Annotated in this window: 15 protein-coding genes; 11 read left to right on the top strand and 4 right to left on the bottom strand. The window is 35.0% G+C overall.

The window, feature by feature from the left end; all coding sequences use genetic code 11:
* The gene (locus BM253_RS01790) at positions 1-1,518 is read right to left on the bottom strand and encodes a flexirubin biosynthesis tyrosine ammonia-lyase FlxA (protein ID WP_091518133.1); all 1,518 of its coding nucleotides are present in this window, start codon (positions 1,516-1,518) and stop codon (positions 1-3) included.
* Positions 1,519-1,620: 102 nt separating this feature from the next.
* Between BM253_RS01790 and BM253_RS01785 the strand changes: the two genes are divergently transcribed.
* The gene (locus BM253_RS01785) at positions 1,621-2,868 is read left to right on the top strand and encodes an NAD(P)/FAD-dependent oxidoreductase (protein WP_091518132.1); all 1,248 of its coding nucleotides are present in this window, start codon (positions 1,621-1,623) and stop codon (positions 2,866-2,868) included.
* A gap of 12 nt (positions 2,869-2,880) precedes the next feature.
* Here BM253_RS01785 and BM253_RS01780 read toward each other — a convergent pair whose 3' ends face one another.
* Entirely contained in the window at positions 2,881-3,480 is a 600-nt protein-coding gene (locus BM253_RS01780; protein ID WP_091518131.1) for a hypothetical protein, read from the bottom strand.
* Between the two features lie 611 nt (positions 3,481-4,091).
* On the opposite strand from BM253_RS01780, the gene ybeY reads away from it, so the two are divergent.
* The 4 genes from ybeY to BM253_RS01760 all read left to right on the top strand — a co-directional run bounded on the left by ybeY (position 4,092) and on the right by BM253_RS01760 (position 8,245).
* Entirely contained in the window at positions 4,092-4,511 is a 420-nt protein-coding gene (gene ybeY / locus BM253_RS01775) for an rRNA maturation RNase YbeY (protein WP_091518128.1), read from the top strand.
* Positions 4,512-4,548: 37 nt separating this feature from the next.
* Positions 4,549-6,426: a tRNA uridine-5-carboxymethylaminomethyl(34) synthesis enzyme MnmG gene (gene mnmG / locus BM253_RS01770; protein WP_091518125.1), complete on the top strand. Its 1,878-nt coding sequence runs from the start codon at positions 4,549-4,551 to the stop codon at positions 6,424-6,426.
* Between the two features lie 65 nt (positions 6,427-6,491).
* Complete coding sequence (locus BM253_RS01765) at positions 6,492-7,331, top strand: class I SAM-dependent methyltransferase (protein WP_091518121.1); 840 nt, start codon at positions 6,492-6,494, stop codon at positions 7,329-7,331.
* A gap of 281 nt (positions 7,332-7,612) precedes the next feature.
* Positions 7,613-8,245: an OmpH/Skp family outer membrane protein gene (locus BM253_RS01760; protein ID WP_091518797.1), complete on the top strand. Its 633-nt coding sequence runs from the start codon at positions 7,613-7,615 to the stop codon at positions 8,243-8,245.
* A gap of 30 nt (positions 8,246-8,275) precedes the next feature.
* Here BM253_RS01760 and BM253_RS17460 read toward each other — a convergent pair whose 3' ends face one another.
* Together BM253_RS17460 and BM253_RS01750 are read right to left on the bottom strand one after the other, a co-directional pair.
* Positions 8,276-8,422 carry a type II toxin-antitoxin system YoeB family toxin gene (locus BM253_RS17460; protein ID WP_245758433.1) on the bottom strand — a complete coding sequence of 49 codons (147 nt, stop codon included), beginning with the start codon at positions 8,420-8,422 and terminating at the stop codon, positions 8,276-8,278.
* 109 nt (positions 8,423-8,531) lie between these two features.
* Positions 8,532-8,753 carry a DUF2683 family protein gene (locus tag BM253_RS01750; protein ID WP_091518118.1) on the bottom strand — a complete coding sequence of 74 codons (222 nt, stop codon included), beginning with the start codon at positions 8,751-8,753 and terminating at the stop codon, positions 8,532-8,534.
* Between the two features lie 81 nt (positions 8,754-8,834).
* Between BM253_RS01750 and BM253_RS01745 the strand changes: the two genes are divergently transcribed.
* The 6 genes from BM253_RS01745 to BM253_RS01720 all read left to right on the top strand — a co-directional run.
* Entirely contained in the window at positions 8,835-11,084 is a 2,250-nt protein-coding gene (locus tag BM253_RS01745; RefSeq protein WP_245758424.1) for a helix-turn-helix domain-containing protein, read from the top strand.
* Between the two features lie 340 nt (positions 11,085-11,424).
* Positions 11,425-13,188 (top strand): sensor histidine kinase, encoded by a 1,764-nt coding sequence (locus BM253_RS01740; protein ID WP_091518111.1) that lies wholly within the window; start codon positions 11,425-11,427, stop codon positions 13,186-13,188.
* 25 nt (positions 13,189-13,213) lie between these two features.
* Positions 13,214-13,861 carry a response regulator transcription factor gene (locus tag BM253_RS01735; protein WP_091518108.1) on the top strand — a complete coding sequence of 216 codons (648 nt, stop codon included), beginning with the start codon at positions 13,214-13,216 and terminating at the stop codon, positions 13,859-13,861.
* A 200-nt stretch (positions 13,862-14,061) separates the two neighbouring features.
* Positions 14,062-19,110: a beta strand repeat-containing protein gene (locus BM253_RS01730; protein ID WP_091518104.1), complete on the top strand. Its 5,049-nt coding sequence runs from the start codon at positions 14,062-14,064 to the stop codon at positions 19,108-19,110.
* Between the two features lie 102 nt (positions 19,111-19,212).
* Entirely contained in the window at positions 19,213-23,031 is a 3,819-nt protein-coding gene (locus tag BM253_RS01725) for a beta strand repeat-containing protein (RefSeq protein ID WP_143095566.1), read from the top strand.
* 11 nt (positions 23,032-23,042) lie between these two features.
* Positions 23,043-24,226, top strand: a 1,184-nt coding sequence (locus BM253_RS01720; protein WP_177205689.1) for a T9SS type B sorting domain-containing protein, incomplete at its 3' end; no start/stop codon positions are given.

Here is a 24,226-nt window from a genome sequence, read left to right as displayed (position 1 = left end):
CTATTTTTTTAAAAATTCCTTAACCTTGTTAACATAAGGATACATTACCATATCTTCTGCAAAAACGGGTACAATGTTTCTAATTTCTTCATATAGTTTCTTTGACGAACTGCTTAATTTATCTTGATAATTCAACGCATCAATAGCCTGAATAATCGTAATAAGTTCAATTGCCAACACTTCAAACGTATTTTCGATCACGTTGCTGCACATAACGGCTGCATTGGTTCCCATACTTACAATATCCTGATTATCGTTATTGTTCGGAATGCTGTGAATGTACATTGATGTTGATAATGCCTGATTTTCTGCCGTGGTTGATGTTGCCGTAAACTGTACGCCTTGCATACCAAAATTGAATCCTAATTTACCCAGATTGACAAATGGCGGCAGTATTTCGTTAATTTTTGAATTTAACAAATAATTTAACTGGCGTTCTGCCAACATGGAAATTTTTGTAACAACCAACTTTAATTTATCCATTTCTAACGATACATAGTCGCCATGGAAATTCCCACCGTGGTAAACCTGTTCAGTTTCCACATCGATCACCGGATTGTCGTTTACCGAATTTATTTCTTTTTCTAAAATATCTTTAACCGATAAAACGGTATCGTAAATTGGACCTAAAATCTGCGGTACACAACGAATGGAATAATATTCCTGAACTTTTTCTTTAAAAATTTCTTCGGTATTTTCTCCGCTGTACAAATGTTCCTGACGGTTACGTGTTAATTTACTATCGGTTAAATGATTGCGCATTTTTTGGGCAACAACTTGCTGTCCGTTATGTAATTTTGTGTTGTTCAATTCTTGCGACAAATGATCGTCATAAGCCTGCACGATTTCATTAATCATACAAGATGCCTGTAATGAAAAATCGACCAATTTATCAGTCAATAACGCATTTACAATACCAATTCCTGTCATTACCGATGTTCCGTTCATCAATGCCAATCCTTCGCGAATTTTAACATCAATCGGTTGCAAACCTTCCATCTTAAAAACTTCTTGGGTTGATCTGCGTTCGCCTTTATAAAAAACTTCGCCTTCGCCAATAAGTATCAATGCTAAATGCGCCAGCTGAACCAAATCGCCACTTGCACCAACACCTCCATGAGCAAAAATTAAAGGCGTAATGTTACGGTTTATCAATTCTTTCATTAAAGAAATCACAGTCATATTTACACCCGATTTTCCTAATGCCAGCGTATTTAATCGCGCTAAAATTGCGGCTTTTACATGGATAGGTGACAACGGATTGCCTGTACCCGATGAATGGCTGCGAATTAAATTGTATTGTAACTGCAACTGATCTTCTGGCTGAATACGGTATTGCGCCATAGGACCAAAACCTGTATTTACACCGTAAATGACTTTGTTTGCCGAAAACGATTTTAAAAAATTAAAACTTTTTTCCACACGGTTTACAAGTAAATCGTCTAATGTAATGGCTTCATTATTAAAAATAACCGAAGCAAAATCATTTATTGTTAAATAATCACGAATAACTTTCATTAAAAATTGTTTGATTAAAATGTATTAAATGACTGATTTCTCGTAATTTTGAACCATCATTTTACAATGGCAAAAATATAATATTAAACTATCTTTTTTACTATGAAAGCAGAAAATGTTGATATCCTAATTATTGGTGCAGGTCCAAGTGGAAGTGTTGCTGCGGGATATCTGCAAAAACAGGGTGCAAAGATTAAGGTTGTAGAAAAACAAAAGTTCCCGAGAATTGTAGTGGGCGAGAGTTTGATACCGCGTGTTATGGATCATTTTTATGAAGCCGGATTGTTTGAAGCACTTGATTCTTACGGATTTGAAAAGAAGCCCGGAGCTCGTTTTATTAGAGGTAAAGAAATTTGTATTTTTGATTTTAGCAATAAATTTGGTGAAGGATGGGATTGGACGTGGCAGATTCCGCGTGCCGATTTTGATAAAGCCATGACCGATGAATTGCAACGTAAAGGAGTTGATATTGCTTTTGAAACCGAAGTTACCAATGTAGAATTTTACGGAACAGATTCTGTAACTACCATTAAAGATAAAAACGGAAAAGTTTCGCAGATACATGCAAAATTTGTAATTGACTGCAGTGGTTACGGGCGTGTATTACCGCGTATTTTAAAGTTAGAATCTCCTTCTAAATTAGATCCGCACTCGGCAATTTTTACGCATGTTAAAGATATAAACCGACCAGATGGAGTAGAGGGAACTCAGATTTCGTTTGATATTATTGAAACCGAAGTTTGGTTGTGGGTTATTCCTTTTTCTAACGGAAATACCAGCATTGGAATTGTAGGTCCTACTGATTATATCGATAAATTATCGGCTACAGGAAATCCTGAAGAAGCTATTAAAAATGCCATAAAACTTTCTGATTTTTATGTAAAACGATTCGATAAACTTCCTTTTGAATTTGATCCGATCCATTTAAAAAATTATTCTGTAGCGGTTTCTCAATTTTACGGTGAAGGATATGCCTTAACAGGAAACAGTACCGAATTTTTAGATCCTGTATTTTCTTCGGGTGTATGTTTTGCTACCGAATCGGGTATTTTAGCTGCAAAATTGGCTTTAAAACAAATTAATGGGGAAGATGTTAATTGGGAGAAAGAATATACCGAATACATGAAATACGGTATCGATGTTTTTACCACGTATGTTAAAGAATGGTATACCGGCAATTTACAAGAATTGTTTTACCATCAACCCGAAAACCCTGATGTTAAACGAAAAATTTGTGCTGTTTTAGCCGGTTATGTGTGGAATAAAGAAAATACGTTTGTAGCAAAACATCATAACATTATAAAAAATATGGCGTACATGATTCGCGAAACAAAAAAGGATTCCAATTAAGGAATCCTTTTTCTATTTTATTTCTTTTTCTATTTTCTTAGCTAATGTTTTAGCTGTTTTAGCGTATCCTTCGGCAATTCTATCGTTATTATTAGGTACACCAACAAAATTATCTCCAGGTGCTTCTTTACTATCAATTTTCAATAAAACTGTATCAGGATTATTTGTTTCGGTAAAAATTAAAATTGTAGTAACTTTTGATGGCTGTGCCATAACACCTGCATACCAACCCGGATAAATCCATACCGTTTTAACCGTTAAAGTATATTTTGCCTGCGTATTGTTTGTAGAAGTTACAATTGAAGTGTTTTTGTTCATTGAAGCTAAAAACTTATCTACAAAAGTTGTTTTTTTAGAATGTTCCCAATCGGCAATCCAAGCTTCAACTTCCGTTTCATTTTTGCCTTCTTTCAAAATATCTTTTTCTCTTTTTAAAATATAAGCTTCTTCGTTCATATTTTCTTTGCAGAATTTAATATCCGAATAATCCATTTGCAGGTTTATTTCTTTTTGATCTTTTAAAAAATCGAAATTTCCCGAAGCAACCTTCATTTTTTGTCCGTGTACCAAGCCTGTAACAGCCATTGCAAGTACTAATACTATGTTTTTCATTGTTTTTTTTTAAGTAAAGCAAATATACTGTTTATAACCTTATTTTAGATATTAATAACCTGTGTTAATAAGTGTGAATAACTTTAAACAACTAATAATAAAATAATCTTAAAATTTTGTTATGGAGGTTTATTCTTGTGAATAAGTGTAGTTTTTATTGAAAATAATTAACGGTTACATTCACACTTTTAACCAACTTATAAACACTTATTCACAACTAAACTTTTTAGTATTTTTTGTTAGTTATAGAAACAATATATCAACACAAATTTTTAAATACATTGATATTAAGTAAATTGCTATATTAAGTTATTGTTAACAACTTTTAATAAGTAACAATTTAAAACATTTTACCAAAAACTTATTCCACATATTAACAAGCATTATAAAGAAGAAATCTTTTTTTAAAATTTTAAAATTTAATTATTTAATAATAATATGTTGTTAACAATGAAAACTGTTTTATTTCAATTTGGTAATATCTAAATAACAATTAATTTACTTTATTTATATTTAAATTATTGAATATCAAATATTTATATATTTTAATATAATCTTATATAACTTTTTTTAGTTTCGTTGTACCTTTGCAAGTATTTTAAAGCTTAATTATGGTGATTTTTAATTACGAAACCGATTTTCAGTTAGAGAACGAGTTAGAATATGAACAATGGATCGATGCTGTTATTGAATCGGAAGGTAAAGAACCAGGCGAAATTAATTATATTTTTTGCGATGATGAATATTTGCACAATATAAACATGCAGTATTTAAATCACGATACATTAACAGATATTATTAGTTTTGATTATTGTATTGGCGATTTAATTTCAGGCGATATTTTTATTTCTGTTGAAAGGGTAGAGGATAATGCAAAAGATTACGAGGTATCGTTTAAAAATGAATTATTACGTGTATTAGCTCACGGTGTCTTACACTATTGTGGATACAAAGATAAAACCGAAGATGATACTTTATTAATGCGATCTAAAGAACAAGAAAAAATTAATATGTTCCACGTGGAACAATAATTTTTTTAATTACTAATTTAATGTTTCACGTGGAACAATGAGTTTATTTCAAGATAAATATGATGTAGTTGTAGTTGGTGCTGGTCATGCTGGTTCCGAAGCTGCAGCTGCAGCCGCTAATATGGGAATGAAAACTTTGTTGGTTACAATGAGTCTTCAGAATATTGCCCAAATGAGTTGTAACCCTGCAATGGGTGGAATTGCAAAAGGACAAATAGTTAGAGAGATTGATGCACTTGGTGGATACTCAGGAATTGTATCTGATAATTCTGCAATTCAATTTAAAATGTTGAACGTTTCAAAAGGTCCGGCGATGTGGTCGCCACGTTGTCAAAGCGACCGAATGCTTTTTGCTGAAACATGGAGATTGATGTTAGAAGGAACTCCGAATTTAGATTTTTACCAAGAAATGATTTCCGGTATTTTGATCGAAAATAATAAGGTTGTTGGTGTAAAAACCAGTTTGGGAATCGAGATAAAATCGAATACGGTTATCCTTACAAATGGAACTTTTTTAAATGGATTGATACATATTGGTGATAAACAATTTGGTGGTGGTAGAGCAGGGGAAAGTGCATCGTTTGGTATTACCGAAGATTTAATAAAAGTAGGCTTTGAATCGGGTAGAATGAAGACTGGAACACCGCCACGTGTAGATGGTCGTTCGTTAGATTATTCAAAAATGGAAGAACAACCTGGCGATGTGAATCCTCAAAAATTTTCGTATTCAGATGTAACAAAACCATTGTCAAAACAGCGTTCGTGTTATATGACGTACACATCGCCAGAAGTACATAATTTTCTTCGTGAAGGCTTTGATCGTTCCCCAATGTTTAATGGAAGAATTAAAAGTTTAGGTCCTCGTTATTGTCCTTCAATCGAAGATAAAATTAATCGTTTTGCAGATAAAGAACGTCACCAATTATTTGTTGAACCAGAAGGTTGGAATACTGTTGAAGTTTATGTGAATGGTTTCTCTACATCGTTACCAGAAGATGTGCAATTTAAAGCGTTACGATCTGTTGCAGGTTTTGAAAATGTGAAATTTTTCCGTCCGGGATACGCAATTGAATACGATTATTTTCCGCCGACACAATTAAAACATACCTTAGAAACTAAGTTGGTTGAGGGTTTGTTTTTTGCAGGACAAATTAACGGTACAACCGGTTATGAAGAAGCAGCTGCACAAGGTTTAATGGCTGGTATAAATGCAGCGTTAAAAGTTCAGGAAAAAGAACCTTTAATTTTAAAAAGAAATGAAGCATATATTGGTGTTTTAATCGACGATTTAATTACGAAGGGTACAGAAGAACCATACAGAATGTTTACATCGCGTGCAGAATATAGAACACTTTTACGCCAAGATAATGCCGATTTTAGATTAACACCAAAAGCATTTGAAATTGGTTTGGCTAAGGAAGATCGATTAAAAAGAATGGAATATAAGCAAGAAACTTCTAATAATTTTGTTCAGTTTTTTAAAGAAACTTCGGTTCAACCGAAAGAAGCAAATCCAATTTTAGAAGAAAAGGGAAGCGAACCAATGAAGCAACCAGATAAAATGTTTAAAGTTTTTTCTCGTCCGCAATTAGAAGATAATGATATTTTGCAGTTCAATAAAGTAAAAGCTTATATCGAAGAAAATAATTTAGACGAAGAAATTATCTCACAAGCAATTATTCAAGTTAAATATTCGGGTTATATAGAGAAAGAAAAAAATAATGCAGATAAATTAACAAGATTAGAAGATGTGCGTATTCCTGAAAATTTCGATTATGATAAAATAAAATCAATGTCGTTTGAAGCGAAAGAAAAATTGAAAAAGATTCGTCCAATTACCATTTCTCAAGCATCGCGAATAAGTGGTGTAGCACCTTCTGATATATCCATTTTATTAATACACATGGGAAGATAATTTTATGTTCCACGTGAAACAAAAACTCCTTTGCAAAGGAGTTTTTTGTTTTATATATTCGCATTATGAAAAATAAAACCATTAAAGATTACAGTATAACTAAAGAAGATTTTGAACTGATCTACAATGATAAATATGAAATGTATCAGACAAATTTTAATTCGTTTGATAGGTTAGACCATTACTATAAAAGTGAAAATTATATATCACATACCGATGCGAAACGTAATTGGTTTGAAAAAGTTTATCAGTTTGTAAAAAATTATACGATCAATCAAAAATGGAAATTAATAAAAAGATATAACGATAGAACTTCAATTGCTGTTTTAGATATTGGCTGCGGAACAGGTGATTTTTTAAAATACGGAATAAATAATTTTAATGTAAACGGAGTAGGTGTAGAACCGAATAATGATGCAGCAAAAATAAGTTCATCTAAAAATATTAATGTATATGACTCTATTAAAAATTTAGATGAATCAAAATATGATGTTATTACACTTTGGCACGTTTTAGAACATGTTACCGATTTAAATGAATATTTTAATTTCTTTAAAAATCATTTAAAAGAAAATGGAACTTTAATTATTGCTGTTCCAAATTTTAAATCGTTCGATGCAAATCATTACAAAGAATATTGGGCCGCATGGGATGTACCTCGGCATCTTTGGCATTTTAGTAAAAAATCTATCAAAAAGCTGGCTGAAGAAAATAATTTTAAATTGATACATATCAAACCTATGTATTTTGATAGTTTTTATGTTTCACTTTTATCAGAAGAATATAAAACCGGATCAAAAAATATACTAAAGGCATTCTACATTGGATTAGTTTCAAATATCAAAGGAATTTTCTCAAAAGAGTATTCTTCGCACATTTATATTCTAAAAAATAATTTTAAATAGGGTCTTTTTAAAGATTGAATATAAAAATGTGTGTTTGTATTCAATTTTTTTAAAAGTGTCTTAAATCGAAAATTTTAAGTATCAATTTTATAAACAGATTCTATATAATTTTAAAAACGCATATAAATTTCTTATAATTGATCAAATTGGATAATTTTAAATACTTTTGTTGAAATTTTAAATTAAAAATTCATCTCTATGAAATCGCAAAAAAAAATTTGCTTTAGCGAATGCCAGTTATAAAAGCGATTTCATATAACATTAATAAAAATAAAATTAATATGAAAAAAATAATGATGCTCGCTGTCGTTGCATTAAGTTTCATTGGTTGTAATAAAGAAACAGCAACAAATGCTAATGCCGACAAAACTGCTTCAAATTCTACCGGTTTTAAAACTGCTTATATCGATACAGAAGAGTTGATGAAAGAATATCAGGAGTTCAAAGATTTCGAGGCGAAGTTTAAAACAATGTCAGAAAAAATGAAAAACGAATTAGATGCCGATGCCAGAAAATTTCAGAACGATGTATTAGATCTTCAAAAAAATGCACAATCTAAAGGAATGGAGTGGGCACAAAAACGCCAGGCAGAATTAGAACGCCGTCAGCAAACTTTAACTCAGAAAGAGCAAAATTACATGCAAAAATTTCAAGAGGAAAGTGCTGTAGAACGTGATTCTATGGTTTCTAGAATGAAGAAATTTATTAAAGATTACGGTAAAGAAAAAGGTTACGATTATATTTATGGAACAGGCGATGCAGCATCGGTTTTATACGGAAAAGAAGAGTATAATTTAACCAAAAAAATATTAGCACTTTTACACAAACAATACGAAGAAAAAACCGGTAAAAAAGTTGAAGTAAAAGAAGAAACTAAAAAAGAAGAGGTTAAGAAAACCGAAACTAAAAAATAAAAATTAAAACCACCAATTCTGGTGGTTTTTTTATTTATCATGGTAGTGTCCCATTGCAGAAACCACATAAACCATCACAATTTCTTCTTCTACACGATAAACAATACGGTCTTTTTGATTTATTCTACTTGACCAATAGCCAGCAAGTTCGTATTTTAATTGTTCGGGCTGCCCTATACTGAGTATGGGGTTTCTGAAAGCTTTAAAAGTATCTTTTCTATTTTTTTGATACTTGCTAAATTACCCGATTTAAAATGTTTATTTAAATCATTTTGAGCTTTTGGTTTTATTTCAATCCTAAACTTCCCCATACATCATTTGGATCTATAATAATACCTTTTTGATTTTCTGTTTCTTTAATTTTTTTTACAAATTCTGGGTTGTATTCACTTTTTGTATCCGAAACAATTTCAATACCTTTGTGTTCTTTAGAAAAAAACTCAATTAAATTTTTTAATGCTTTACCAGCTTTGGTGCGTTCGTTTATTTTTATGGTTATAGTTGTCATTAGTTTTGTATTTTAGTTATACAAAATTACAAAAAATTGTCGCACGTTCCAATATATCAGCATTTTACTTAAATTTACCGCATGACAGCCGAAGCACAATTAGTTTTACAATACATACAGCACACCAACAAAAACGTATTTTTAACCGGTAAAGCAGGTACGGGTAAAACAACATTGCTTAAAAAAATTCTGTCAACAACGCACAAAAACACGGTAGTTGTAGCACCAACAGGCATTGCTGCTTTAAATGCGGGCGGTGTAACTATTCATTCGTTTTTTCAATTGCCTTTTTCCGGGTACATTCCTACAGTCGATTTTAAGAATACAGACAACGGTATGTATTTCGAAACCAAGCAAACCATTACAAGGCACTTTAAAATGCCACAATCTAAACAAACTGTTATCAGAAATTTAGAATTGTTGGTTATTGATGAAGTTTCGATGTTGCGTGCCGATTTGTTGGATGCCATGAACGAAATGTTACAGTTTGTTCGCAAATCTAGTTTGCCATTTGGCGGAGTTCAGTTGCTTTTTATTGGCGATTTGTGGCAGTTGCCGCCCGTTGTAAGGCATGCCGATTGGCAGGTAATGAAACAGTTTTACAGCGGAATTTATTTTTTTAATGCATGGGTTATGCAACAAACGCAACCGGTTTATATCGAATTAAAAAAGATCTACCGCCAAGATGATGAAGCTTTTATTCGTTTGTTGAATAATTTTAGAACAAGCAACAATACACCGCAAGATTATGAACTGCTTGAAAAACAAGTAAACGAAAATTTCGATACCAAAAAAAATAAAGGCTACATTACGCTTACAACTCACAACCGAAAAGCAGACGATATTAACGATAAAGAACTCGATAATTTAAAAGCGCAGGAATATGTTTTTCTGCCCGAAATCATTGGCGATTTTCCGGAGAAAATGTATCCGTTAGAACCTGAATTGGTTTTAAAAAAAGGAGCACAAGTAATGTTTGTTAAAAACGATTTAAGTTTTGAAAAACGATATTACAACGGAAAAATTGGGACTGTTTTTTATGTATCAGAAAATGAAATTGAAGTTTATTTGCCTGATGATAACGTAAAAATTACGGTTGAAAAATACGAATGGCAAAATGTTCGATACGCTTTAAACGAGCAAACCAAAGAAATAGAAGAACAAGTTTTAGGAACTTTTGTACAGTATCCGTTGAAATTAGCGTGGGCAATAACCGTTCACAAATCGCAAGGATTAACGTTTGATAAAGCCGTTCTGGATATTAACGATGTGTTCATGAGCGGTCAGGCGTATGTTGCCTTGTCTCGTTTACGAAGTTTAAGCGGTTTGGTGTTGTCAAAACCGGTTGCAATCCGAACTATTTCTGCCGATGAAAATGTATTGTCGTTTGCTAAACAAAATGAACAGATAGATCATGAAAATCCGTTGGTTCAAGCAAAACTAGAATATTTATGGTTGAAGGTAAAAGATACGTTTGATTGGATCAATGCCCATAAAGAATTTTTAAAATGGATTGAAACCTGGGTAACCGAGAAAAAATCGACCCGAAAAATTTATCAGGCATGGGCACAAAAGCAGGAACGTTTGTTGGAAACGATTAAAAATGTCGGATTAAAATTTTTGCAGGAACTACACACCCTTTTCACAGCAGATGATTTTAGGATTGATCATTTATTGCAGCGTTTAACCAAAGCGTACGCTTATTTTTTTCCGAAGTTGGATGAATTGGCATACGATACATTGTTTGTGTTAGAACAATCTAAAAAAAAGAAAGGTTTTGTGCTTTTTACCGAACAATTACGTGTTTTTGAAGACGAACATATAAAAATGGTTTTAAAGCTGATTAAAACCAATAAAATGGTTCAATTATTTGGCAGTGGTATCGATTTTTCAAAGGAAAATTTAAACGATCAGGATATTACCTCGTACCGGTTGAATCATTTAACGGGAATTAAGGAAATTCTGCGCACACAGATTTTGGATATTGATGAAATCGAAGACGATATCAAACAAATTCCTAAAACAGTAAAAGTTGCAACAACAGATAAAACGTTTGCCCTTTGGCAGCGCAAATTAACCATTGCCGAAATTGCTAATGAACGCAAATTATCAGTCCAAACAATTTATCAGCATATTGCCAAATTAATAAGCGAAGATAAAATAGACATAACAGCCGTTATATCAGTCAAAAAAATCACCATTTTAAAAGAATTATTTCAGAATAATAGCGAGAAAACACTCACAGAAATTAAAGCCGAAGCTCCTGAAAATATCACTTGGGACGATTTACGCATTTATAAATCATCTCTTAAATCGGTTTCTACCAAATAAATTATGAAATTTCAGCCTTAAAAATGTATTTTCTTACAGTAAAAAATGTTAATTAAAATAGTTATATTTGTTCACGGAAACTGTTGATATACAAGGGAAAATCAAAATTTAGAAAAGAATAAACAGCCGTAATTCCATTGAATTTTTATACATAAAGTAACATTTTTATGTAAAGTTGAAATTTATGCTAATTAATTTCTAAATTTTTTGTAGATTGATAGGGAAGAAATTGTCTTTACAAATGCTATCAGAATATTTTTAAAATGGGGATTTTTAAGATATTCGTTTTTGTAAATTCAGTTCTTTTGGAAAAGGGGTTTAATTAATTGTAGAAATTATTTTGAAGGAAAAAAAGGGGCAGACTTTTAATTTTAAGGCAGTTAAATTTAAATACAGAAAAGCAGTACACTATACGCTTCTTACAAGTGTTATATTTTTACAGCTAATTTTGTTGCTAATTCTGTACAATGAAATTTTTAACGAACCAAAGTTGCAGGAATTAGAGGCAGAACTGCATATTTCTGAACAAGCAAAACACTTTAGCGATCTTACAAAAGACGATTATATTGCTGCGCAAAATAATCTGCAAAATTATATACATACCAAAGAAGATCAGTATTTACTGGCTTACAACGATGCGTTGACCAGCTTAAGCAACAACATTCAAAACCTGGCAAACACAGCCGGTAAAAGTGATCTGTTTTCATTGCATTTGAAAAAAGATACCGGTTTAAAAATTTCGGTTAATAATATCAATACAAAAATAGATTCACTGCGTGGTATAGAATATATTCCAATGCCGCCATTTACAGACAATCAGTTTAAACTAAAGGCATTTAAGTATGATGATATTTTAGACAGTGTAAATGTTGAAACCACCGTATCTGTTGACAGTGTGGAACGCAAAGGATTATTTTCGCGCGTAAGTAATGCCATTGCTGGTAAAGTTGATGTTCAGAAAGAAAAATCGAATGTGGTGTTAACCTTGCAAAAAGGTACTAACGTAAGTTCGGGAAGTATCGAAGAGCAGTTAGAATATCTGTTTAAAAACACCAACGATTATTATCAGAAGGAATTCCAAAATTATAAGAAAAGATACAGCAAGCAGTTGGCAGCCGTTAAAAAGAACGATACCGGTTTTTTTGATACCAACAAAGAATTGTTAAATTACAGCAACCTGCTTTTAAAAAAGTATAACGATGCGTTGGTTTCTTTTACAAATGATGCCCGCCAGAAATTTCAAGAGCAATACCAAACCAACAAAAAAATTAGAAATTATGCCATTATTGGTGTAATATTTTTTATGGTTTTAATATCGGTAATTTTGGCATTTATTACCCGTTTAACCTTTGCTTACGAATCGCGTTTGGTTGCTGCACGTAAAAAAATCGAACAAAACTTAAACTTTAAAAATAGAATTGTTGGTATGATCAGCCATGAGATACGATCGCCTTTAAACATTATTTCTATTTACAGTCGCGGAATCAGGAGACAGATCGAAGATCAAGATGTACAAGAATCTTTAAAATCAATCGAATTTACAACACATTCGTTATCTTTATTAGCGAATCAAATTTTAGATCTTTCTAAAAACGAAAATAAAAAACTGGCATTAAACAAAACCACTTTCAATTTAAAATATGAGTTGGATGAAGTTTTGAAATCATTGTCGAGTTTTGTAGAAAGTAACGAAAATAAATTGTTGGTAACTAATGGAATAACAGAAGATATAATGGTACATTCCGATGTTGTTAAGATTCATCAGTTATTTTACAACATTGTTGGTAATGCCAATAAATTCACCAAAAAAGGACAAATTTCTGTTAATGTATCGTTAGAAAAAGCAGCAAAAAATACCCAAAGATTGCTGGTTGAAGTAAAAGATAACGGGGCAGGAATTAATGAAGAAGATTTAAAACATATTTTTGACAGTTACCATCAGGGAGAAATTTCAGCCGAAATTAAAAATCTGGGTGCCGGTTTAGGATTGAATTTGTGTAAGGAAATTATTGAATTGTTCAAAGGAAAAATTAGGGTTACAAGTAAGCAGAATGTAGAAACAGTTGTAACGTTCGATTTAATATTAGATACACCGGAAAAATAAAACACTTACCAAAAGCGAACAACCTATGGAAAATAAATTAAAGAAATTTACTATTATAACAGCCGATGATCACAGTGTGGTAACCAAATCATTGTCGTTTATCATACAAGATTTATATACCAATGCTACAATACATCAGATTAATAATTTAACCGATGTTGTTGAAAAGCTTCAAACAACACCTGTAGATTTATTGATATTGGATGTTACTTTTCCCGACGGAAATTCGCTTGCCGTTATTCCAACAATCAAAAAAATACAACCTAATTTAAAGATATTGATTTTCTCTGGTCACGACGAAGATATTTATGCTATGCGCTATCTACAGGCAGGCGTTAACGGCTATTTGCATAAGTTAAGTACCGAAGAAGAAATTAAAGCGGCAATAAATGATGTAATAACATTTGGCAGATTTTTTAGTAGAAACATTCAAGAAAAAATAACGAATAATTATATTTTCAAAAAACCACAAAACCCTTTAGAACAGCTGTCTAACCGTGAATTAGAAATTTCCCGGTTAATGGTTGAAGGTTATGGAAACATAGAAATATGTGCCGCATTAGATTTACAAAAATCAACCGTAAGTACCTATAAAAACCGTATTTTCGAAAAATTACAGATAGAACATATTTCTGAATTGATACATCTTTTTAATTTGTATAAAGAAGTTTAAAACTTGAACATTTCTCAAAACCGTCGCTAATCAGCGACGGTTTTTTATTCTATCAACAATAAATTTTATAATGTAGAACTAATTCTACAAAGTTACCGAATCAATACTACAAATAGCTGATTTCATGTGAACTAACTTTGTTAACAATTATATAAAGAAATAATTGTCCTAATAAAAAAGTTAAAATTATTGTTGTAATTATGAAGAAAAATCTACTTCCATTAGCATTATTGTTGGTTGGTACAACAGCCTACTCGCAGGTGGGTATCGGCACACTAACACCAAACAAATCATCGCAGCTTGATGTTGTTTCTACAAACAAAGGTATTTTAATTCCTCGTGTGGCTTTAGAAAACTCTGTTGATGCAACAACTATTACAGCTGGAAATGTAAATAGTTTATTGGTATTTAACACAAATACTAAAAACGATATTACTCCGGGTTATTATTATTGGTTTGATAATAAATGGATGCGTGTTGTAAATGATGCAGACGTTATTGCATTAGATAAAAATACTACCAATACTTCTTTAACCATGGTAAATGGTGAGTTGGTATTGACAGATAGCGATGGAAACATTGTTTCAATTCCACTTTCGCAAATTAATATTGTTACCACGTTAGTAAACAACAACAACGGTACGTACACATATACGAGTGAAGACGGAACGGTAACGGTTGTTGATGTACCTGGATCGGTAGTAAACCAATTCGAAGACATCGTAAACTCAGGACCTGTAACGATCAACGGAAATACCTATAATACGATCGAAGAATACATCGAGAACATCGTTAAACAAAACGAAACGGTAACCACGCTGGTAAACAACAACAATGGCACGTACACGTACACCAGTGAAGACGGAACGGTAACGGTAGTTGATGTACCGCAATCTGTAGTAAACCAGTTCGAGAACATCGTAAACTCGGGACCGGTAACGATCAATGGAAACACTTACACAACGATTGAACAATATATCAAAGACATCGTAAAACAAAACGAAACAGTTACTACATTAGTAAACAACAACAACGGAACTTACACTTATACAAGTGAAGACGGAACGGTAACGGTAGTTGATGTACCGCAATCGGTAGTAAACCAATTCGAAGACATCGTAAACTCAGGACCTGTAACCATCAACGGAAACACATACAATACGATCGAAGAATACATCGAAAACATCGTAAAAGAGAACGAAACGGTAACCACGTTAGTAAACAACAACAACGGAACGTACACTTATACCAGTGAAGACGGCACGGTAACGGTAGTTGATGTACCGCAATCGGTAGTAAACCAGTTCGAGAACATCGTAAATTCTGGACCTGTAACGATCAATGGGAATACTTACACAACGATTGAACAATATATCGAAGACATCGTAAAACAAAACGAAACGGTAACTACGTTAGTAAACAACAACAACGGCACGTACACATATACAAGTGAAGACGGCACGGTAACGGTAGTTGATGTACCAGCAGATATTGTAAATCAATTTAATGATATTGTAAACTCAGGTCCGGTTGTAGTAAACGGAAGCACCTACAATACCATTGAAGAATACATAGAGAATATCGTAAAACAAAACGAAACGGTAACCACGCTGGTAAACAACAACAACGGAACGTACACTTATACAAGTGAAGACGGTACGGTAACGGTTGTTGATGTACCACAATCGGTAGTCAACCAGTTCGAGAACATCGTAAACTCGGGACCTGTAACGATCAATGGGAATACTTACACAACGATTGAGCAGTACATAGAAGACATCGTAAAACAAAACGAAACGGTAACCACGCTGGTAAACAACAACAACGGCACGTACACATACACCAGTGAAGACGGCACGGTAACGGTTGTTGATGTACCAGCAGATATTGTAAATCAATTTAATGATATTGTAAACTCAGGTCCGGTTGTAGTAAACGGAAACACCTACAATACCATTGAAGAATATATCGAGAATATTGTAAAAGAGAACGAAACGGTAACCACGCTGGTAAACAACAACAACGGAACGTACACTTATACCAGTGAAGACGGCACGGTAACGGTAGTTGATGTACCGCAATCGGTAGTAAACCAGTTCGAGAACATCGTAAACTCGGGACCTGTAACGATCAACGGAAATACTTACACAACGATTGAGCAGTACATAGAAGACATCGTAAAACAAAACGAAACGGTAACCAAGCTGGTAAACAACAACAACGGCACGTACACATACACCAGTGAAGACGGCACGGTAACGGTTGTTGATGTACCAGCAGATATTGTAAATCAATTTAATGATATTGTAAACTCAGGTCCGGTTGTAGTAAACGGAAACACCTACAATACCATTGAAGAATATATCGAGAATATTGTAAAAGAGAACGAAACGGTAACCACGCTGGTAAACAACAACAACGGAACGTACACCTATACAAGTGAAGACGGTACGTTAACGGTTGTTGATGTACCACAATCGGTAGTCAACCAGTTCGAGAACATCGTAAATTCGGGACCTGTGACGATCAACGGTAACACTTATAATACGATTGAAGAATATTTCGAAAACATCGTAAAAGAAAACGAAACGGTAACCACGTTATCTTATAACACCACAAATAACGAGTTGACGTATACAGGTGAAAACGGAACTCCGGTAGTATTGAACTTAAACGAAGGATCAGCAGCTTATAACGCAGCAACCAACATACTGACATATACTAATGAAGCAGGGGTAGCAACACCTTTAAACCTAAACAACACCGGTTTAACGTACGATGCAACCACATCAATCTTAAGCTATTTAAACACATTAAGTGTAACACAAACAGTAGATTTAGGAGCGATCGTAAAAGCCAACGAAACCTTGACTACGTTAGCATACAATGCTACCAATAACGAATTAACCTATACAGGCGAAAACGGCACACCGGTAGTATTAAACCTAAACGAAGGATCGGTAGCATACAACGCAACAACCAACGTATTAACCTATACCAACGAAGCAGGAGTAGCAATCCCGTTAAACCTGAACAACACAGGCTTAACGTACGAACCGGCAACATCAACCTTAAGCTATGTAAACACCTTAGGATTAACCCAAACCGTAGATTTAGGAGCAATCGTAGCAGCAAACGAAACGTTGACTACGTTAGCATACAATGCTACCAATAACGAATTAACCTATACCGGCGAAAACGGCACACCGGTAGTATTAAACCTAAACGAAGGATCGGTAGCATACAACGCAACAACCAACATACTGACATATACTAATGAAGCGGGTTTAACAACTCCGTTAAACTTAAACAACACAGGCTTAACTTATGATGCAGCCACATCAACTTTGAGTTATGTAAACACCTTGGGTATAACCCAAACGGTTGATTTAGGAGCGATTGTAGCAGCAAACGAAACAAATACTGAACTTTCAATAGCTGCAGGAGCTTTAGTATATAAAAACGAGCAGGCAAATAATGCAAACGTTAATTTAATTTCTACTGATACTGGTAACAATATTACAGCAGGTACAGACGGTGCATTATTCGCTGCAGCTGTAGAACCTTGGAATGTACAAGGTACCACTGATAAAGCAACGCTAAATACGCAAAATATTTACCAAAACGGTAATGTAGGTATCGGAGATTTTACTACTAGAAACCCGATTACAAATTTAGACGTTCGCGGTGCTGCACGTATAGGTCAGCCAAATTTAGATGAAGTAAATGGTGTATCTACCATTGGGCAATTTTCGTTAGCTGCCGGATGGGATAATACAGTATCTGGGGTTGCATCTGCTGCTTTTGGGTCGTCAAGCAATGTTTCTGGAGAAAAATCTTTTAGTTTTGGACATATGAATACTGTTTCAGCGGGTAACTCGACTGTTATCAGTGGTTATTCTAATATAATTTCAGGTGTTGGTGCTAGTATGACTGGGGGTGTTAACAATGAGGTAGCAAGTGTAGCATCTGGTGCATTTGGACAGAATTTAGTTATAGGTTCTGGTCATAATTTTAGTTTTGCTTTTGGTTCTAACAATGCAATTACAGGAGTAATAAATAATCCTATAGGTTCTAATATTCCAAGATTTCAGATAGGAAATGGTAGTTTTGGCAATAACAGAAATGCCTTAACCATAATGGAAGATGCACGTACCGCTATTGGTGTATCAGGTACAGAAGTTGCGGCAAAACCAACAGAACTTCTAGATCTTGGCGGTACTGCAACAGCAGGGTTAGGAGGTGTTAAAATAAGAAACATCAACTCGGCGGCGTATACAGGTAATACAGCAACCGACAAAATGGTGGTAGCGGATGCAACAGGTGTTTTAAAAACAGTAGCAATCCCATCATCAATTAATATTTACAACGCCAACGGTACATTAACGGCTAACAGAACAGTAACTATGGGTGGAAATAATCTTACGTTTACTTCACCAGAAAGAGACATTATTTTTGATAGTAATGGGCGTATGGCCAATATTGCAAAACCTGGTTTTGAAGCGGATATATTTTTGAGTTCAGGTTCTGGAGCAACTTATAACCGATTTGATTTACAGTCTTTTTCAAATGGCCAAACTAATTTAACAGCAAGTGGGGCAGGAGCACAACAGTTATTGCTAGGTACACATGCTACTCAGGTTGCTGCACCATTGTTATTTTCAACAAGTGCAGGTGGTGGCGCTTTGGGAACAGAAAAAATGCGTATCACCGGTACTGGTAACGTAGGTATTGCTGCTAACGTTCCTACTGAGAAGTTAGACGTTGGACAAGGAAACGTACGTATTAGAGACATCAATTCAAATGCAGGTACTGCATCAGATAAAATTGTAGTTGCCGATGTAACGGGTATTTTAAAGACAGTAAGCTCAGTAACTGCTGCTCCTCAATTTTTCTATGCGCCGTCAATTGTATTGCCAACAAATCCGGCAAACCTTTCAAATGGTGTTACTTACAATGCCGGTACCGAAACATTTACAGTAAACTTACACGGTATTTATAGCAACCAGTTTGGTATGGCAGGAAATGTAGCGGGTGCAACTCGTACAGCTATTAAAAGTCCGACAGCAAGTACTTTATCTGTAATACCAGCAGCATCTTTAGAATATTTTGTAACGTATTTTGATAATACGGTTTTTGATCCAACAACCATTACGTTAAGTGATGCAGGTATTATGACTTATAAAGTGTTGCCTTCATCAACTGTAACCGAAAAAACATATATGAACATCGTATTTAAAGTGAAATAATTTTCATGTCTTAAAAGCAATTTTAGTTCTGTAAGATTCTTATATACTTACAGAACTAGTTGCAAAAGAGCAGATCAAACAACACTTTTAAAAATAAATACAATGAAAAAAATAGAAATATATAGAATCATTTTTGTCTTAACGTTTTTAATGACTTCCATAATGATTCATGCCCAAAACACTTATTATTGGATCGGGGGACAGGGAAACTGGTCGGATGTAAACCACTGGTCATTATCATCTGGTCATAGTGGTGGCGTATATGCGCCACAAGTTCCTACGGTACTAGATAACGTTGTTTTCGATGATAACTCAGGGTTTACATCTGCTAACAAAAGGGTAACTTTTAACACCACGGCAGCTTATGCTAACGATTTTAAGGTGCTAACTACTAGTGGTACAGCGCCAGAGTTTTATGCGGTGTCTACAAACATACCCTATATTAAAGGTAATTTTTCAATAACTGCCACTACGGTTTGGAATGCTACTACTGTATCATTTGGCACAAATAATAATGCCGAAAGCAATACTATTCAAACAAATGGGGTAGCCTTAAGGCGTGTTATTCTGGCCGACGGAGGTACAAAAAATTTAGCAGACCCACTTACCACTACGGATTATATTCAAATGGCGGCGGGTGTTTTTAAAACTTTAGGACACAAACTTGTAGCAGGGTCTTTTACAGGCACTGCAACAGCTACCACTGTAGACTTTGGAACTTCCGAGGTTGATTTGGCAATCCTTAATGCGTCAAACACAACAGTTACATCGGCTAATTCTATTAACATTCGTAATAACCCTGGAAGTAGTCCGGCGATAAGTGTAGCCGATAACTGTACGTTTAATAAGGTAACCGTGCAATTGGGTGGAAGTGTAATCACCTCTAATTCCACATTTAATGAACTAAATTTACTGGGTAATTCCGGTATTGGCGGTAATAACAGCATCGGTGTCCTTAATTTGGCGCCTGCTAAGCAATTTACTTTTAGTAATGGAACAACAACAACAATTGGTACACTAAACGCCATTACTCCCGATTGTATGGGCTTGATGGAAATAAGAAGTGGCACGGGAGCAACTATTCGTATCAACAGTGGAACGGTAAATGTACCTAATGTAATTATTACAGGAATCAATGCAACTGGTGGAGCTGTTTTTAATGCGATTGGTGTTGATAATGGCAATAATACCGGATGGAATTTTATATCGCCAGCTAGTAAAAATATTTATTGGGTTGGTACTGCATCCGATGGAAATTGGAATAATGCAGCTAACTGGTCTGCTACATCGGGAGGCGTGGGCGGTTACTGTGTTCCTACGCAATTTGACAATGTGTTTTTTGATGCGGGTTCTAACGTTAGCGTACCTATTAATATTAGTGGACAAGGCTATTGTAAAAATATAACGGTACAAGGTGTATCAGGTACGCCGAATTTTAATACGGGTACGCTCAATATTTTTGGTTCAAGTGTATGGCAAAATGGTATGCGCTACAATTTTACAACTTATTATAGTGGCGAAACACTTGGTTTAACCATTACCAGTAATGGCGTAAAGTTCTTACAAAGTGTATATTTTACAAAGAGAGCAGGCGGATGGACTTTTCAAGATGCATTTAGTACAGACAGGACCCTGTTTTTTCAAGCAGGAAGCCTAAATACGAATAATCAAGCTGTGGTAGTGGCACAAGAGTTTAATCAAAGTGGGGGGGTAAACGCAGATCTTGCTTTTCGTCAATTATTTTTAGGAAGTTCTAATATTACTGTTGGAAGATGGGTGTACACGCAAGGAAGCTTAAATGCGGGTACCAGCCATATCACAACCACTTTTACTGGATCAGATGCCTCGTATCCTACCTTTCATGCTACTAACCATACTTATTACAACATTACCCATACGGGAGCGGTTACTTATGTTATTTTGGGTAACACCATCTTTAATGATGTGGTGATTTTAGGAAGCAATACAAATACAGGTAATTCTACTTACCGTAAGCTACACCTCACCGGTGGTAAAAATTATTCATTTCAAAATAATTCTACTACCCGAATAAATGAAGAATGGCTTTATAGTACACCAGACTGTACTGGTCTTCCAATTTTAGCGGCTACTACAGCTGGAGGTGCCAGAGCAACCATTTCTATGCCAAATACAGCCAGTTCTGGCGGTGCACCTGGTGTGGTGGCTATCACCAACGTTAAGGTTCGTGATATTAACGTAACGGGTGGAGCTACTTTTACAGCAACAGGTGAAGATTTAGGAAATAATAATGGATGGGCTTCTATTTCTGCAGGTAGCCCACCTAAAACATTGTATTGGATTGGCGGAAACGGAGAGTGGACAGATGTAAATCATTGGACAACAAATAGCGATGGAACACCTTCAACGGATGCCTGTATCCCTACAATTTCTGATAATGTGGTATTTAATCAGTATTCTGGAACTACTGCTTTTACAGTTACCAATACAAGCGCATTAAATTCAGAATGTAACAATATGACTTGGACAAATGTACCAGCAGGTACAATTTTTACAGGGAATGATGTGTTTATTGGAGGTTCTTTGGTTACAGCCACCGGAATGCTATGGAGACCTAAAAATACCAACTTTACAGCAACTACAACTGGGCAAACAATTACTTTGAACGGCGTTAGTTTAGATGCTCCGGCGGTTAATACAATCTACGGAAACGTGAATTTTTCTGGAACTGGAGGATGGACATTTATAGATGATTTTAAATCTATGGGACGTGTATTGCTTTCTAAAGGAAACTTAAATACGAACGGAAAGAAAATGAGTGTATCTACTTTTAATTATCCTAGCAGTGGAAATCCAATCCCAACAACTGCTACTTTAAATATCAGCAATTCTATTATAGAAGCAGGTAGATGGAGTTTTAATAATACAAATATTACCGCAACTAATAGCCATATTTACATAACATCAGACAGGTTTCATTCTGCTAATGGGGTAACCTATAATAACGTAACTGTAGGAACAACCACAAATGTAGTAGTTTTTTACGGTAATGTCAGCTTTAATGAGGTTGTTATAAATTCAAATACACAGATAGATGGCAATAACACTTTTAAGAAATTAATCTTAACACCTAAGCAGTTAACTTTGAGTTTAGCTAGTGGTACTACACAAACTATACAGGATGAGTTGTTTATAAACGGAACACCTTGCGTTAGTTCTACAGTAAAGTCAGTTTCTGGTGTAGCAAATATTAACGTATTGGCAGGCAGAACCGAATTTGATTTTGTAAACGTTGCAGGTATCAACGCTTCTGGTTTGCCACTAACTTTCGATCGTAATTCGGTAGATAATGGGGGTAATAGCAATATTACTTTTAAAACTGGTACAGGGGGGTTAGTGGGCTTGGGTGCGGATTTAACCTGTAACGAAATTGATGCAACGATCTCTAGTACCTATACTTTAGACGCGAAAGGTTTTTACGGAGGTATTTCTACGATATATGAGTGGAAGAAAATAGCAGGAACGGGATCATCCGCTACCACTGTAATTGGAACAGGAAGTGTATTAGATATTTCTACTACCGGCTATGGTACTTACAGGGTTACTGTAAATTATGGCGGGACACCTAACTGTACAGTGTCAGATGATATTATCGTTTCCTCAAAAACAGCGGTGCCCACAGCACAGGGAACTCAGAAGATTTGTAACAACGCACAGGCTACAGTAGCTAAACTTGTTGCTACGGGAAGTAATCTTAAATGGTACGATGTAGCCAATGGAGGTACGGCTTTATTACCAACTACTTTATTAGTAAACGGAGCTACTTATTTTGTATCACAAACTGTTAATGGTTGTGAAAGTAATAGGATCGCAGTTCAAGTAGATTTAATTTCATGCGGAGTTCCTGTAAATTCAAATGTCAGAATGCGTGTTTCCCAATAAATAGAAAACTTATGAAAAAAAACTATATATCATTGATGTTGGTATTTGCGAGTTTAGGCATTTATGCGCAGCAGGCAGATCAGACGGTGAACCAGGGATTGTTAAAAGTAGACCCGGGCACGGAGGTATCCACATATTTCGATTTCAAGAACGAAGCCACGGGGGATGTATTGAACGACGGATCGATACACTTTTACGGGCATTACAATAACGAAGGTTTGTTCAGCTACACTACCAACAGCCGTACGGGTTATGTGGTATTTGAGGGGCTGATGCCGGGCATGCAGAAGATCGAAGGCACTTCACCAAGCAGTTTTTACGATGTATTGTTCAACAAACCACAAACGGATCATGCGTTTCATTTAACCAACGACATCGCCAATGCGGGTACCGTTAATTTAATGAACGGGGTTGTGTTGATGGACAAAGCCCAGGGCGGAGCCTTTGTGTTCTTAAAAGGCGCCAACCATATCAATACTTCAGATAGAAGCCATGTAAACGGCGAAGTCATAAAAAACGGCAACGAAGGTTTTAAATACCCGATAGGCGATGGCGGCTATTACCGTTTTGCAGGCATCTCTGCACCTGCACAGGAATCAGAGATCTACACGGGAGAATATTTGTTTGAAAACTCGAACAGCAAATACCCGCATGCCAGCCGCACAGGGGTATTGCAGGCAATCGACGATAAAGAATATTGGATCATCAACCAAAGCGTAAAAACCGATAATTCGGTAATCGTAACCCTATCATGGGATACGCGTACCACACCAAAAAGCTTTACCGACAATCCGGACTTACTACGCGTAGTTCGTTGGGACGACACCCAGAAATTGTGGGTAGATGAAGGAGGTGAAGTAAATCATTCAGAACAAACGGTAAGCACACCGGTAAATGTTGAAGGATTCGGAATCTTCACATTAGGAACAGTTAAAAAAACACTGCTGAACCCTGGCGAAGTAGTGATCTACAACGGTGTAACACCTGATGGCGACGGCATGAACGATTACTTCATCATCGACAACATCAACCAGTTTCCCAACAACAACGTAACGATTTACAACCGTTGGGGACGCAAAGTATACGAAACCCACAGCTATGACAGCAACGGCAACGTATTCCGCGGTTATGCGCAAGGCAATGCTATTGTGAACCAAGGCGAAAAACTTCCAACGGGAACGTATTACTATGTAGT

The sequence above is a fragment of the Paenimyroides ummariense genome (assembly GCF_900115115.1).
In the GTDB taxonomy this organism is placed as follows: domain Bacteria; phylum Bacteroidota; class Bacteroidia; order Flavobacteriales; family Flavobacteriaceae; genus Flavobacterium; species Flavobacterium ummariense.
Note: the sequence above shows the minus strand (reverse complement) of the source record. Positions and strands in the feature narration are given on the sequence as shown.

Coding starts and splice junctions, on each gene's coding strand:
- BM253_RS01790 (WP_091518133.1), bottom strand. CDS start 1,518: ATGAAAGTTATTCGTGATTATTTAACAATAAATGATTTTGCTTCGGTT.
- BM253_RS01785 (WP_091518132.1), top strand. CDS start 1,621: ATGAAAGCAGAAAATGTTGATATCCTAATTATTGGTGCAGGTCCAAGT.
- BM253_RS01780 (WP_091518131.1), bottom strand. CDS start 3,480: ATGAAAAACATAGTATTAGTACTTGCAATGGCTGTTACAGGCTTGGTA.
- ybeY (WP_091518128.1), top strand. CDS start 4,092: ATGGTGATTTTTAATTACGAAACCGATTTTCAGTTAGAGAACGAGTTA.
- mnmG (WP_091518125.1), top strand. CDS start 4,549: ATGAGTTTATTTCAAGATAAATATGATGTAGTTGTAGTTGGTGCTGGT.
- BM253_RS01765 (WP_091518121.1), top strand. CDS start 6,492: ATGAAAAATAAAACCATTAAAGATTACAGTATAACTAAAGAAGATTTT.
- BM253_RS01760 (WP_091518797.1), top strand. CDS start 7,613: ATGAAAAAAATAATGATGCTCGCTGTCGTTGCATTAAGTTTCATTGGT.
- BM253_RS01750 (WP_091518118.1), bottom strand. CDS start 8,753: ATGACAACTATAACCATAAAAATAAACGAACGCACCAAAGCTGGTAAA.
- BM253_RS01745 (WP_245758424.1), top strand. CDS start 8,835: ATGACAGCCGAAGCACAATTAGTTTTACAATACATACAGCACACCAAC.
- BM253_RS01735 (WP_091518108.1), top strand. CDS start 13,214: ATGGAAAATAAATTAAAGAAATTTACTATTATAACAGCCGATGATCAC.
- BM253_RS01730 (WP_091518104.1), top strand. CDS start 14,062: ATGAAGAAAAATCTACTTCCATTAGCATTATTGTTGGTTGGTACAACA.
- BM253_RS01725 (WP_143095566.1), top strand. CDS start 19,213: ATGAAAAAAATAGAAATATATAGAATCATTTTTGTCTTAACGTTTTTA.